Origin of the sequence: Paludibaculum fermentans, from assembly GCF_015277775.1 — a bacterium.
Lineage (GTDB): Bacteria > Acidobacteriota > Terriglobia > Bryobacterales > Bryobacteraceae > Paludibaculum > Paludibaculum fermentans.
In genome coordinates, this window is sequence record NZ_CP063849.1 from 9,154,842 (window position 1) to 9,169,067 (window position 14,226).

Annotated in this window: 7 protein-coding genes; 3 read left to right on the forward strand and 4 right to left on the reverse strand. The window is 64.2% G+C overall.

The window, feature by feature from the left end; translation table 11 throughout:
* Positions 1–9 precede the first annotated feature (9 nt).
* Together IRI77_RS36295 and IRI77_RS36300 are read right to left on the reverse strand one after the other, a co-directional pair.
* Positions 10–897 carry a cation diffusion facilitator family transporter gene (locus tag IRI77_RS36295; RefSeq protein WP_194449803.1) on the reverse strand — a complete coding sequence of 296 codons (888 nt, stop codon included), beginning with the start codon at positions 895–897 and terminating at the stop codon, positions 10–12.
* A 142-nt stretch (positions 898–1,039) separates the two neighbouring features.
* Entirely contained in the window at positions 1,040–4,330 is a 3,291-nt protein-coding gene (locus IRI77_RS36300; protein WP_228486504.1) for a TonB-dependent receptor, read from the reverse strand.
* A gap of 210 nt (positions 4,331–4,540) precedes the next feature.
* Between IRI77_RS36300 and IRI77_RS36305 the strand changes: the two genes are divergently transcribed.
* Both IRI77_RS36305 and glgP read left to right on the forward strand, forming a co-directional pair.
* Positions 4,541–5,764 carry a hypothetical protein gene (locus IRI77_RS36305; protein ID WP_194449804.1) on the forward strand — a complete coding sequence of 408 codons (1,224 nt, stop codon included), beginning with the start codon at positions 4,541–4,543 and terminating at the stop codon, positions 5,762–5,764.
* Positions 5,765–5,855: 91 nt separating this feature from the next.
* Positions 5,856–8,411 (forward strand): alpha-glucan family phosphorylase, encoded by a 2,556-nt coding sequence (gene glgP, locus IRI77_RS36310; protein ID WP_194449805.1) that lies wholly within the window; start codon positions 5,856–5,858, stop codon positions 8,409–8,411.
* Positions 8,412–8,424: 13 nt separating this feature from the next.
* Here the strand turns inward: glgP and IRI77_RS36315 are convergent, their stop codons facing one another.
* Complete coding sequence (locus IRI77_RS36315) at positions 8,425–9,924, reverse strand: type VI secretion system contractile sheath domain-containing protein (protein ID WP_194449806.1); 1,500 nt, start codon at positions 9,922–9,924, stop codon at positions 8,425–8,427.
* An 89-nt stretch (positions 9,925–10,013) separates the two neighbouring features.
* On the reverse strand, positions 10,014–12,347 hold the full coding sequence (locus IRI77_RS36320) for a glycoside hydrolase family 20 zincin-like fold domain-containing protein (RefSeq protein WP_194449807.1): 2,334 nt from the start codon (positions 12,345–12,347) through the stop codon (positions 10,014–10,016).
* A 141-nt stretch (positions 12,348–12,488) separates the two neighbouring features.
* On the opposite strand from IRI77_RS36320, the gene IRI77_RS36325 reads away from it, so the two are divergent.
* Entirely contained in the window at positions 12,489–14,060 is a 1,572-nt protein-coding gene (locus IRI77_RS36325) for a carboxylesterase/lipase family protein (RefSeq protein ID WP_194449808.1), read from the forward strand.
* Positions 14,061–14,226 lie beyond the last annotated feature (166 nt).

The window sequence follows — 14,226 nt, forward strand, 5'->3', positions numbered from 1 at the left end:
TTCAGTATCTCAGGCCAGGGGGCAGCCGTGGCACAACGGCGGTTCCGAAGCTTCCACTTGAAGTGTTGTATGGGCGATGCCGAAGCGGCTGCGCAGGCTCTCGTGGACCACTCCGAGAAAGCGGTTGTCCAGCCGTTCATGGTTCACCACCAGGTGGGCGGTGAGGGCGGATTCGGTGGTGCTGAGGCTCCAGACATGCAGGTCGTGCGCGCCGGTCACGCCGGGCATGGCCAGAAGGGCGGCCCGGACCTGCGGCAGGTCGATATTGGCCGGCACGCCATCGGCGACCATGCGCCACGATTCGACGCAAACCGGCCAACTGCTGCGCAGGGTCATTGCCACAATAACGAGAGCCAGGGCCCCGTCGATCCAGCGCCAGCCGGTGACGGCGCTGATGCCGGCGCCGGCCAGCACGGCCAGGGAGACCCCCGCGTCGGTCGCCATATGGAGGTAAGCGGCGCGTGTGTTCAGGTCGTGATCCGACCCCTTCTGGAGGTTCCAAGCCGTCCAGCCGTTGACCAGCAGGGCGGCCGCGGCGGTGGCCATCACGACGCCGTACTTCAGCGGGTTCTGGTCGTTCCAGTGGGTCACCGCCTCCCAGGCGATGAAGCCCAGCGTACCCAGCAGGACTACCGCATTCACAAAGGCGCAGATGGCCGTGAGACGTCGGTGGCCGTAGGTGCGCTCCGCGGTGGCGGGCTGGCGCGCGGCGACACGGGCGCCCCAGGCCAACAGCAGGGAGAGAGTGTCACTGAGATTGTGAGTCGCGTCGGCCAGCAGGGCGGCCGAACCGGTCCAGGCCCCTATTGCGAACTCGACGGCGACCAGGAGCCCGTTCCACACGCTGCCCCAGGCGAAGGCCGAATCCGAATGGTGATGGTGGCCGCTACAGGACATCCCTTGCTCCTCTCTTCTCTTCCGCACATACCCTACACCCCTATACTGCGCCTGAGTGGAGTGGATGTCAATGGATACCCCTGGGGCCTATACGCAGAAAGGGCGGCGCACCCGGTCAGGTGAGCCGCCCAGTCGGTTTTGGCTAGAAGTTAAAGCGAAGACCGAACTGCATGGTGCGGGGATCGGTCGCGCTGGTGATCTGGCCGAAGTTGGAGGCGCCCATAGTGGTGCCGACGCCCCACCAGGACATGTGATTGGGTGCGTCATAGAACTCTGCGCGGAACTGCAGGCTGGTCGTTTCGTTGAAACGGAAGAACTTCTGCAGGGACGCATCCCAGTTGTTGACGCCCGGCCCCATGATGACATTGCGGCCGAGGTTGCCGAAGGTGCCGGCGGCGGGCAGCGCGAATGCGGCGGTGTTAAACCATTGCAGGCGCTGGCCGCCGCCCTGGTTCCAGTCGCCCACCACGTCGGGCCGCTGGCTGGTCTGGCCGATGCCGGCCTGGTCGGGGTTGATGCTCAGGTTGAGCGGTGTTCCGGTCTGCAGCGTGGTGACGCCGGAGACCTGCCAGCCGCCCAGCGTCTTCTTGTACCATTCGGCGCCTGTTCTCCAGAAGGGCAGCGGATAGATGTAGCTGAACACGAAGACGTGCGCGCGGTGGTAGGAGGCCAGGCCGCGCTCGGCCTTGAAGTTGTAGCTGTCCATGGGCTGCTCGTTGTAGGCGCTGGCGTCGGTAATGGCCCGCGACCAGGTGTAGGCGAGGTTCAGCAGCCCGCCGCCCCGCATCTGCCGCTTCACTGAGGTTTGCAGCGAGTTGTAGATGAAGTTGGAACCGGTGACGTACATATTGATGTTGGCGTAGCCGGGGTAAGGGCGCAGGGCGTTCGTGTTGACGCCCGGGTTCTTCTGGAGCGTGCCGGCCGGCAACTGGTTGTAGTTCAGGGTGCGGGCCAGGTTTGCGGCGCTGGAGCCGACGTAGGCGACGTCCAGCGTCGTCATGGAGTCGACCTTGTGCTGCACGCCGAAGCTCCAGTTCATGATCCGCGGCACTTTCATGTCGGGGAAGTGGGCATTGGAGATGGCGGCCGGATAGCTCAGGCGGCTGCCGCCGGTAGGGTTCTCGATGTTGGCATCGTAGATATCCGACTGGGAGATGAACGGCGGGTTGTTGATGGCGCTGAAGAGGAAGTTGCCTTCGACTCGTTCGTAGAACACGCCGTAGCCGCCGCGAAGCACGGTCTTCTGCTTGCCCGTGAGATCGAAGGCGAAGCCCAGGCGTGGCCCCCAGGTGGCGCCGTACTTATTCGCTGTTTCTTTGGGAATGCCGCGGAACAGGGCCAGCACGGCCGGATCGCTGGTCTGGGCAATGCGCTTTTTGGCGGCGTCGGGGAACTCGGTGCCGCCCAGGACGAGACCGTTATAAGGATCATAGCTGCCGGCCAGGATCTGGCCGTTCGCCGGGTTGATCTTCGGGGCCTTGTTCAGGTCGTAATACTGCGGCAGCCACATGACGCAGTTCTGCAGCGCGCAGTATTGCGGCTGCATGTACTGGTAGCGGAAGCCCATGTTGATGGTCAGCCGGGAATTCACTTTCCAGTCGTCCTGTACATAGGGCTCGATCTGGGTGAAGCGGTACCATCCTTCGCGGTTGGTGTTCGCCTCGGTGTACTGCGAGAAATTGCCCAGCAGCGCGTCGCCCATGGCGTTCCCGGTGGAGTTGGAGTGTCCGGTGGCGTAGGTGATGGTGCCGTTTACGGCGGGCCAGTTGTCCTGATTCTTGCGGCTGCGCATGATGAGGATGCCGGCCTTGAGGTTGTGGTTGCCCAGGTATTTCGAGAAGTCGTCCTTGAAGTTGAACAGCCGGTTGAAGTTGTTCCAGTTCACGTTGGACGCATTCAAGGCGTTGTAGCCCGCGATGCTGACGGTCGGGATGGTGTTGTTCGTGCCGTAGACCATGGGCAGGGTGATGCCCTGGCCGGCCCGGGTGTAGTCGTTCAGGAACACCGGGTTGGCGGCAAAGTCACCCTGGAGGATCACGTTGCCGCTGAACGAGGCCTGGAACGTGTTGACCGTGGTGGCGTTGGCGATGTGGGTCCACTGGGCCTTGGTGTTGGTGCCCGGGATCTTGCGGGTGTAGGTCACCAGGGACGTGAGGTTGTTCAGGTTCGTGTAGTAGTCGTGCAGGAAGTGGACCGAGATTTGGTTCTTGTTGCTGAGGATGTAGTCGCCTTTGATGAAGTACTGCGTGGCGTCGTTGGGGGCGGTGGTGGGGAAGACGAAGTTCCCACCCGACCCGTTGAAGTTCGGGGCGGGGAAGTTCTGGATCAGCCGCGACATGTTCTTGCTGATGCGGCTATCGGGGATGATGCCCCCGGGGAACGCGGCGCCGGTGTTGGGGTCCTTGGGCCAGGCGGAGGAGGCTAGGCCGGAGAAGTCACCGTTGCGAAGCGTCTGGGTGGGGACCACCCAGGTGTTGATGGCGCCCTGCCGCAGCCGCTTGAACTCCATGCCGCCGAAGGCGAAGAGCTTGCTCCTGTCGCTGTTGAACTTGCCCGGGATGTAGACCGGACCGCCCAGGTTCCAGCCGAAGTTATTGAAACGCAGCTTCTGCTTGGTGATGGCGTTGAAGGCGCGGGCGTCGAAGGCGTCGTTGCGGACGAACTCGTACAAACCGCCGTGGAAGTCCTTCGTGCCGCTCTTCATGGCGAGGTTGATGATGGCGCCGGCATTCTGGCCGTACTCGGCGCTGTAGTTCGTGGTCAGGACTTTGAACTCGGCGATGGCGTCGGGATTGATGTTGACGAAGTTGTTGCCGCCGCCGCCGTTATCCTTGTTGTCCACGCCGTCGATGTTCCACGAGAACGTGTCGGTGCGCGAGCCGTTGGCGGACTGCGCGCTCATGTTGGAGCCGTAGCCGCCGAACAGGTCCATGGCCGAGCGGTTTGTGGTGGAGACACCGGGAATCAGCGACAAAAGCTGGGTGAAATTACGGCCATTCAACTGAAGATTGGTCGCCTGCTGACCCGTAATGAGACGGCCGACCTCGCCGGAACTGGTTTCCACCTGGGCTGAGTCGGCGCTGATGGTCACCGAGTCGTTGACTGATCCCACTTCCAGGGTTGTTTCGACGTCGGGTTTGGCGTTCACGGCCACCACCACATTCTTCTGGGTGGTCCGCTTGAAGCCCGGCGCTTCGACGGTCACTTCGTAGAGTCCGATGGGAATGCTCGGCACGACCCAGTTGCCGGATTCATTCACTGTAGCGTTCCTGACCTGGCCGGTGTCGACCTGCAGGACGGACACTTTCGCGGTGGTGACCACGGCGCCCGAAGCGTCGTGAACCGTCCCCGAGAGTTGTTGGGTGGTGGATTGAGCCCAGATGGCGATGGCAGACATTGCCAGGGTGGTCAAGAGTTGGACCGATCGATTCATTGTGCTCCCTTCCGACGTGGATGAACCTGAGGCTGAACCTCGAATGCTGGTTCATTTTTGGTTGGAATAGGCCGGAAGAATAGGCTCACGACAGTCCTATACGGTCAAGCCCGATGGTGGTGCCTATTTTTCAATATGTTACCGGGGCGTTAACGATTTTACGCATCTAACGTATTCGACGCCCGGAAATGGAGCATACAATGGGGCTCGATGCGTGAAACGTTAGCGGAAAAGTCTCGTCGCATCGCCCTTGAACCGGTTCCCGAGGAGCAGGTCCGGGCCCAGCTTGAGCGGGTTCTCGCCAGTCCGCCGTTCCGGAACAGCCGCCGCTGCCAGTTGCTTCTGCGGTATGCGGTGGAGAAGGCCTGCGAGGGCCACATTGATGAATTGAAAGAACGGGTAGTGGGCAGCGCGGTCTTCGGCCGGGACGCCAGCTACGACACCAACCAGGACGCCGTGGTCCGCAACGCGGCGGCCGAAGTCCGCAAGAAACTCGCCCAGTATTACCTGGAAACCGGGCACGTCAGTGAGCTACGCATCGACCTGCCGCCAGGGTCTTACCTGCCCGAGTTCCACATTTTGGCGCCGGAACCCAGAATCGAGCCGGTGCCCGAAGTGCGAAACGCCCGCTGGCCGATCTGGGCGCTGGGCGTGCTGCTGGGGGCCAGCCTGTTTGGGGCCGGAGTGTACATGGGGCGGCCCAAGCCGGCACCGACCACAGTGCTCGATAAGTTCTGGCAGCCGGTGATCGAATCAAAAGGCGAAGTGCAGTTCTGCATCGGGCAGACCAAGACCCACTCTTACGTGGGCAGGCTGCCGACCACACCTTCGGGGGCGGTGGATTCGAAGGCCACCATTCCGGTCTCGAAGCTGGTGTCCAACCTGGATCGCTTTATATGGATGGGTGATTCCGTGGCGCTCTCGAAGATCAGCGGGTTCCTGAACACGCGGGGCAAGGAGGCGCGGTACCGATGGGCGACTTCCACGCCTTACTCCGAACTCCGAGGCAAGAGTGCGGTGATGATTGGGTTGTTCAACAACGCCTGGACCATCCGGCTGACCGAGGGGCTGCGTTTTTCCCTGGTTCGCAATGAAGCCGAAGGTTGGCGCGGGGTGAAGGATCTGACATCGCCCGACCCGTTTAGCTGGCGGGTGTTTCGCAAACAGGGTGCGTGGACCGACGAGACAGACTACGCCATGGTGACGCGCGTGCTGGACCCCAACACCGAACAGTTCGTCGTCGCGGCGGGAGGGATCACTCACCTAGGGACGATGATGACCGGGGACTTCCTCACGAATCCTGTATACCTGAGCGAGGCTTTGCGCGAGGCCCCCGCCGACTGGGCCAAACGCAATATGCAGATTGTCCTGGAGACCCACGTTGTGGGGGGTACACCGGGTCCGCCCAAGGTATTGGCCATCCACTACTGGTAAGGATGGCCGTCAACCCTACATCTGCCTGAGGCTTGTGCCCGGCCGGGGAAACTGATAAGTCATGGCTTGGACGATCCTGGAGGATCGGCACATGCCTCGCGTTTATAGCTTTCATGTTTCACCCAAGCTGCCGGAACGGCTGAGTTGCCTCAACGAGCTTTCCCTGAATCTTCGCTGGTCGTGGCACCACCCCACCATCGAGCTCTTTCGCAGCATCGATCCCGATTTGTGGGAGGAGACCGGCCACAATCCGCGTTGGATGCTGGGCCGGGTGGATCAGCGACGCCTGATCGAACTCGCAGCCGATGAGGCCTTTCTGGCCCAGATGGACCGGGCGGCCGACGACCTGGAGGACTATTTGGGCAGCGTAGGCCGGTTTGCCCTGGAGCATCCGCTGGATCTTTCGCTGGTAGTGGCCTATTTTTCCGCGGAGTTCGGTTTGTCGGAGTGTATCCCCAATTATGCCGGCGGCCTGGGGATTCTGGCCGGGGATCACCTGAAGTCGGCCAGCGACCTGGGGCTGCCGCTGGTGGGGGTCGGCCTGTTGTACCAGGGCGGCTATTTTCACCAGTACCTGAATGCCGATGGCTGGCAGCAGGAGACCTACCCGATCAACGACTTCCACACCCTGCCTATTTCGCCGGTGATGGACGGCAACGGCGCGCCGCTGTTCATCTCAGTCGATTTCCCGGGCCGGCCTGTCTTTGCGCGGATCTGGAAGATCCAGGTGGGGCGGATTCCGCTCTACCTGCTCGACACCAACGTCAAGCAGAACCGGCCGGACGACTGCAAGGTAACGGGCGCGCTGTATGGCGGCGACCGGGAGCTGCGCATGCAGCAGGAGATCGTGCTGGGCATTGGCGGCATGCGGGCACTGAAGGCCCTGGGGATCCACCCCACGGTCTGTCACATGAATGAAGGGCACTCCGCATTCCTTGGCCTGGAGCGGTCGAGGATGACGATGGAGGAGTTCAATCTGCCCTACTACCAGGCGCGGCAGCTCTCGGCGGCAGGGAGCGTCTTCACGACGCATACGCCTGTGCCGGCGGGCTTCGACCGTTTCGACACCTGGCTGATGGAGAAGTATTTCCGGCAGTACGCGGACACCCTGGGGCTGACCTTCGAGCGGCTGCTGGACTACGGGCGGCAGGACCAGTCGCGCCGGGAGGAGCCGTTCAACATGGCCTTCCTGGCCGCGCGGCACAGTGCCTACTGCAACGGTGTGAGCCGGCTGCACGGAGAAGTGACGCGCAAGATGGCGCATGAGATGTGGCCGGGCTATTCGCTGAACGAGGTGCCCATCGGGTATGTCACGAACGGCATCCACACGCGCTCGTGGATCTCGATGGAGATGAGCGCGCTGCTGACCCGCTATATGGGGCCCCGCTGGGCGGAGGAGCCCCCCGGCAAGGCGATCTGGGAGCGGATCGAGCGGATTCCCGATGGAGAGCTGTGGCGTGTGCACCAGATCCGGCGGGAGCGGCTGATCCACTATGCGCGGGCCCGGTTGTCGAGCCAGTTGCGGCGCCGCGGCGCGACGGATTCCGAGGTGGCGAACTGCGCCGGGGTGCTGGGGCAGGGTGTCCTGACAATCGGCTTCGCGCGCCGGTTCGCGACCTACAAACGAGCGACGCTGTTGCTGCGGGATCCGGCGCGGCTGAAGCGGATTCTGAACAATCCAGAGCGGCCCGTGCAGATCCTGATCGCCGGCAAGGCGCATCCGCACGACAACGAGGGCAAGGAACTGATCCGGCGGATCATTCACTTTGCGCGCGATCCAGAGGTGCGCCGCAGCATTGTATTCCTGGAAGATTACGACATCTCCGTGGCCCGTTATCTGGTGCAGGGCGTCGACGTCTGGTTGAATACGCCGCAACGGCCGAATGAAGCCAGCGGCACGAGCGGCATGAAGCTGCTGGCCAACGGCGGGCTGAATCTCTCGATTCTGGATGGCTGGTGGGATGAGGCGTATACGCCGGAGGTCGGCTGGGCGATCGGTCACGGTGAGAACTACACCGATGCCGAAGCGCAGGACCAGATCGAGTCAGAGGCGCTCTATAACCTGCTGGAGCACGAAGTGGTGCCGCTGTTCTACCAGCGGGACGCGGCCGACGTACCGCGCGGCTGGGTGAGCCGGATGAAGTCGTCGATGACCCAGTTGTCTCCCGTCTTCTGCACGAATCGCATGGTTGCGGAGTATGCCGAGAGGTTCTATGTGCCGGCGCACCGGCGGCATGTGCGGCTTGCCGCCGACGGAGCGGCGCGGGTAAAGCCGCTGGTGGAGTGGCGGCGCCGGGTGCTGGAGTTTGGCCGCCAGGTGCGTGTGGTCAACGTGGATTCGAGCTTGCAGCAGGAGACGCAGGTCGGCTCCGAGGTGAAGGTGACAGTCCGGGTCCAACTGGCGGCCCTGGCTTCGCAGGACGTGAGGGTACAGATCTATTACGGCGCCGTGGATGCCGATGGCAGCATCCCGCGAGGCCAGGCCGTGGAGATGGAGCACCAGGGCCAGGTGGGCGGCGACCATCTCTATACAGGCCGGTTCGAGTGTAGGGACAGCGGCTCGAGCGGATTCTCAGTGCGTGTGATCCCGTATCACGAGGACGCCATCGTCCCGTACGAGATGCCATGGGTGCAATGGGCGGAGTAATCCGCCCAACACTTTAGGAAGACCAGCGGCCCGAAAGTGCCGCCGGCGGATGCGCGATCGACTGGAAGCGGACCAGCCGGACCTCGTCGGTGTTCTTTAGCGAGGCCAGCGGCATGAGGCCCAGGTCCGTGATGATGCCCGCTCCGCGCTCGGCCATGAGGACCTCGGCGCAGGGTTGGGCGACACGTTCGCCGTCGCGGGTGCGGACGTCGACGGGCAGGCCGCCCAGGTTGGCGTAGCGGCCGGGACGCATGCTCCATTGGTCTTCGCTGAACGCTTCGGCCATGAGGACGGCGCAGACGAAGGCGGCGTTGCCCCACAGGTATTCTTCATGGTCGAGGTCGGCGCCGAGTTCCTCGAAGGGGAAGAGCTCGCACTCATCCGACTGTTTGCCGTAGGGCATGCGGAGCAGGAAACGCGGCAGGATGAGGCCGACGGAGGGTGCGATCTCTGAGCGGCGCAAGGCTTCCCAGTTCTCACTCTTGAGCGGCGTCCAGTCGCTGTAGTCGGGCGCGGCAGCCATGGACGGGCAGCCCAGGAACGCCGGCGAGGCGGCGGAGATCCAGGGCGCGTCCAGGGCTCCGGCGATGGTGCCGAGTTGCATGAGCAGGCGGAGGTCGTCGTTCCCGTAACCGAAGGTGTAGTTGCCGACGATCACGCCCCACGGATCGCCGCCGGCGACACCGGTGGAGGACTCAGCCAGGGCGCGGAAGGTACCGGATTCGGGCAGACCGTCGAGATCGGCCAGGTCTTCCGCGAGTTCTTCCTTCGAGATATCGAGGATGTAGATCTGGAGGTCGGTGCCGGTTTCGACGCGGCGGACGAGGAAGAAGAGGGAGCGCCAGGCGGCTTCGAGAGACTGCAGGGCGGAGCTGTGGAGGAGGGCGCGCATCTGCACGTTGGACGCCTGGTCGATCAACGCACGGCGTTCGACGACGCTGGCGTCCTCAGGAGCGACTACGTGGGGCGCGACCTGCGCGTCCAGCCAGCGGGCGAAGGCGTCCTTCGATTTGGCGCCGCGGCCGCCCATGCGGGTTTCGGTGGCCTCGACGGCCTGATCGAGCAGGTTGCTGAAATCGAACTTCGGGGCTGGGCCGGCGGGTGCGGCGGGGGGCGGCGGAGGAGGCGGCGGTGGGGCTGACCTGGACTCGGTCACCATCTTTTCGGGGTTCTTGCGGGCTTCGCGGAGGCCGCGGAAGAACTCGGTGGATTCGTAGATTCGGTCCGGGTGAAAGTCGTCGAGTTCAGTGAAGCGCAGAGTGCCGGCGGCCGGGAGCTCGATGCGCGGATTGAGGCGAGCGAGTACCTCATCGAAGTTGTCGCGGTCGACGAGGATGGGCCGCCTGGCGGCGAGCTTGCGCCCTGTCTCATTGACTCCGCGGTTGGCCCTGCCGCTGAAGTCGCCCAGTACCAGAATGCGAAACGGCGTGCCGGGATCCGGGGTGGCAGCAGCTCTCTCGCGACCGGCGGAGACATCCAGATTCACCCCGCCCAGACTATAAGTTTTATCCATCAAGCCCTCGATTCTTACGCAAGGATAGCGCCAAAGTCACGGCAAGGCGAGAGCCCCACCCCAGGTTCACGCAATATTCTTTCGACGTATCAGTTCCGCTTCAGCAGCCAGACTTCCGCGAGCCGGGAATGCTGCCGCCAATTCAGATGGCTCTCGTCGGTTGGGATGGTCCAGGTGAGCACCAGGCGGCCATCCTTGAGGAGATCCGGAGCGACGGGAAACTCCTTGAACTCGCCCATCTGCCTGCCGTCGAGGGTGGGGGTGGCGCGCTGGCCGTCGATGCTGAGCAGGCTCTGGCCGTAGCCGCCGGTTCGCACGACGTAGGTGCCGTTGGGATCCAGGCCTTCATAGACCATGCGGGCCGGCCACATGGTGGTCTGCCAGGAGAGGCGGGCGCGGCTGCGGCCGCTATCCCACCACCAGAAGGTCGGCTCGGGCGCGCGGAAGGATTCGGGTTCCTGCTCGGCGTCGCCGTCGACGTGAGGCGATTTCGCTTCGTTGCCGATGTCGTCGTAGAAGCTGCCCGGGCCGGGTTGTTCCCAGGCGGCCAGGGCGTGCAGGCGGGCGGTTTTGTCCTGTTCGGAAGGTAGGGCTGCCACCTTTTTGAACTCGTCCTCCAGCCACCAGCGGTTGTTGAGCGGAGCGTCGACGAAGTCGAGGACCGCCCCGCGTTCGGCTCCACTGGCGTGGTACTTCTCGACGCTGGTCTGGAGTCCGATGGATTGGAAGAGCTTCTCGCACAATTCAGAGATGCGGGCTTTGAGGTCCGGGCTGACGGGCGCAGAGACGGCGCGGTTGAGGATCGCTTGCGACTGGCTGATGGCGTCGGCTGAGCTGCCTGGCTTGGCCGCGGCCAGGACGCGGTTGACCTCGGTCTCCAGATCGGATTCGTAGATCATGCGGCGGCGGACATAGGAGTCGTAGACGGCGCGCAGGAGGCACATCTGCCAGCGCCAGTTGGATTCGAGCTGCGGCGCCCTGGCTTCGAGACCGCGCCAGGTGAGGAGGGTGCCCTCGACGGCGCCATTGGCGGCGAGGGGGCCCTGCCAGTTGCGCTCCAGCGCCAGGATCGCGTCGGCTATTTCCCAGGCGAGGGCGGAGGAGAAGTGTAGGCTGGCGTACTCGCGCAGGATGGTGCGGACGGGGGTGTTGGGGTCCCAGGCGAGGGCGCTCCAGACCACTTTGTTGACGTCGTCGTGCACGCCGTCGGAGTAGGAGATGAAGCCGTCGCTGGCGGCGGCGTAGCGGTTGTGGATGGCGGCGTACTCAGAGGGACGCGGATTGACGGCTTCGCGGCCCAGCGTCAGGGCGTAGGCCTGATCCCAGTGGGGCACCTGGTACTGGCAGATCTTGTTGTGGGTGAGGTCGGGGTAGAGGCGCAGGCCGTACTGGCGGGGGAGGCGCTGGCGGGTGCGGGCGATGGGCGGGCTGGAGGGGCCGGCGACGAGGCCGCCGAGCCAGGCCGGGTGCTTCTGCTCGATGTAGCGGTAGACCCACTCCTCTTTCTCCTTGTCGAAGCCCTGCAATGAGAGCCAGACCCTGGCCTTGGGATGGAGTGGAGCCATGCGTTTGGCGACGTCCTCGAGGAACGGCAGGACGAGTTCGGGCGGGTTGGAGCCGGGATCGCCGCCGGGCACAAAGACGCCGGTGAGGACGCGGCTGTCGGCGAACACCTCGTCGAATTTGCGGAGCAGGGCTTCGCGTTTGGCTGTGTCTTTCAGGTCGATATCGGCGGGCGTCCAGACCCAGTAGTCGAGGCCGTACTTGCGGCAGATTTCGGTCATGGCGCGGTTCATCTCTTTGCGCGGGACCTTCATCAGGGGATTGTGCCGGTCGTCCTGAAACGGGATGTTCTCGATGCTGTTCACGCCGAAGAGGGCGAGGTCGCGAATGTACTGGTCGAACTGCTGGATGGTCCAGGCGTCCCAGCTATTGGCGGTGTTCCGGTAGCCGAGTTGATGGCCGCGGATGGGGGAGGCGGGGGACGTGGAAATGGCGAGCGGATCCACGCTGAGTTTGCCGCGGCTCCACTCCGCTTTACGGAGGAAGGCGCCTACGCCGTAGAGCAGGCCGCGCGCGTCAGCACCGACGATCCAGAGGGATTGCCGCGGGCCGTCGGTGATCAGTTGGTAGCCTTCCGCACGGAGGGGCGGCAGACCGGCTGCAAGGCCGGCGGGCGGCTGGGTGGTGAGGATGATGGCCGGGTGTCCCTGGGCTGGATTCGCGGCGATGGGCAGTTTGATACCCGTACGGCGCTCCACTTCCTCCTGGAGGACGGTTGCCGCGGTCTGGCCCGCTTCCGCGCGGAGGACCACCGCCGCCTGGCTGAGGTCCAGAGCCGCCGTCTGGGCGGAGATGCAGGGTGAGGCGACGCCGAACAATAGAGCCGCTACGGGCCAGGATCCGAGGAGAGAGAGCTTCATCACAGTTCACCATCATCGCAACTTCTTCGCGCGGGCCGCGGGCCCTTGAATACTCAGTGCGGATTCGCGGTGATAGCATCATTGCGGGCCTGCGCCGCCGGCTGGAACTGCCGGGCCGCTGCCCAGATTCGAGTCTTCGATATGCGTTCTTCCTTCCACCTGATTGCCTCCCTCGCGAGCCTGCTTGCTGCCCTGGCCTCCGGAGCGCCGGCTGATGGGCCCATCGCCGACACGGCTGCCGGCAAAGTGCGTGGTCTCGCTTTGCCCGCGCCCGGCGGCGCCGTGTTTAAGGGGATCCCCTTTGCGCAGCCGCCTGTGGGCGACCTGCGGTGGAAACCTCCGGTTGCCGCGCGGCCCTGGACCGGAGTGCGTGAGGCCGTGGAGTACGGCGCCCCTTGCGCCCAGGTTTCGGCCGAATGGAATGCAAAGACCGCGGCTGCCGGCAGCGAGGACTGCCTGACGCTGAATGTATGGACGCCGCAATGGCCGGCTCGCGGCGCCAAGCCCGTGATGGTTTGGATCCACGGCGGCGCCAACATGGGCGGGTCTGCTCGCGGTGCGGGCGGCATCGAGCCCGCTTTCGACGGGGCGAAGCTGGCGAGCCAGGGCGTGGTGGTGGTGACGGTTCAATACCGCCTGGGTATTTTCGGGTTCTTCGCGCATCCGGAATTGACGGCGGAGTCGGCCCAGCACGCGTCGGGCAACTACGGTCTGATGGACCTGGCCGCGTCCCTGCAGTGGGTGAAGGCCAACATTGCCCGGTTTGGCGGGGATCCCAGAAACGTCACGATCTTCGGCCAGTCCGCGGGCGCGATGGACGTTGGTTACCTGATGGCGTCGCCGCTGGGCAGGGGTTTGTTCCAGCGCGCGATCGCGCAAAGCGGCACCGTGCTCATCGGCGGGCATCCCACGCTTACCCTGACGCAGGCGGAAGAGGCCGGCCGGGGCTTGGCCGCCAAGATGAACGCACCGGCGGCGGGCGGGCTGGCCTACATGCGCAAGCTTTCCACGGCCGAGGTGCTGAAGGCTTCTCCTCCTTATGGAGGCGGCGGTCCGTTGCGGCCGGCGCCGGATGTGGACGGCTACTTCCTGACGAAGTCTCCCGCCGAGGTGTTTGAAACCGGTGGACAGGCCGCTGTGCCCCTGATGATTGGGAACAACGGCCGGGAGTGGAACTTCACCGGCCAACCCGAGGCGCTCAGGAAAGGGATCGCGGGGGCCTTTGGGCCGCTCACTGAGCAGGCATTGAAACTCTACGGGATGGAGGGCGGGGCTCCGGTGGAGAGTTATCCTCCTTACGGCAATGCGGGGTCGCAGTTCTCCACCGACACCTCGTTCCGCTGCCCGTCCGTGCTGATCGCGGGTCAGCATAGCCGGCACGCCCCCACCTACCAGTACGAGTTCACGGTGGGGCCGGTGGAGAAGGGTACGCCGCATTCCGGTGAACTGCAGTATGTCTTCGGTGTCAGGGGCGTGCAGGAAACCGCCGATCCTGACGCCGTGCAGACCCAGCGCGTGCAGGGCTATTGGGTGAACTTCGCCAAGTCCGGCGACCCGAATGGCTCGGGGCTGCCGAAGTGGCCGAAGTACGAGTCCACCAAGCGCGAGTATCTGGAGCTCAGCAACGAGGGGCCGGTGGTGAAGTCCGATCTGCGCGGCAAAGTGTGCGCGTTGTTCGGTGAGGCGGTCCGCCAGAGGACAGGCCGGCCGTAGCGGCCATTCACGGGTCCGGTTGAAGGGGCGCGTGCGCAACGAGGTGCAGGTATCTTTGATTGGGTACGTGCAGCGCCCGCCCCTCCATTACTGAGGCTTGCATTGAGGCCGGAACGGTCTAGGAGTTGTGGATACTTCGGCCGCAGGCGCAACACCTGGTGCGGTC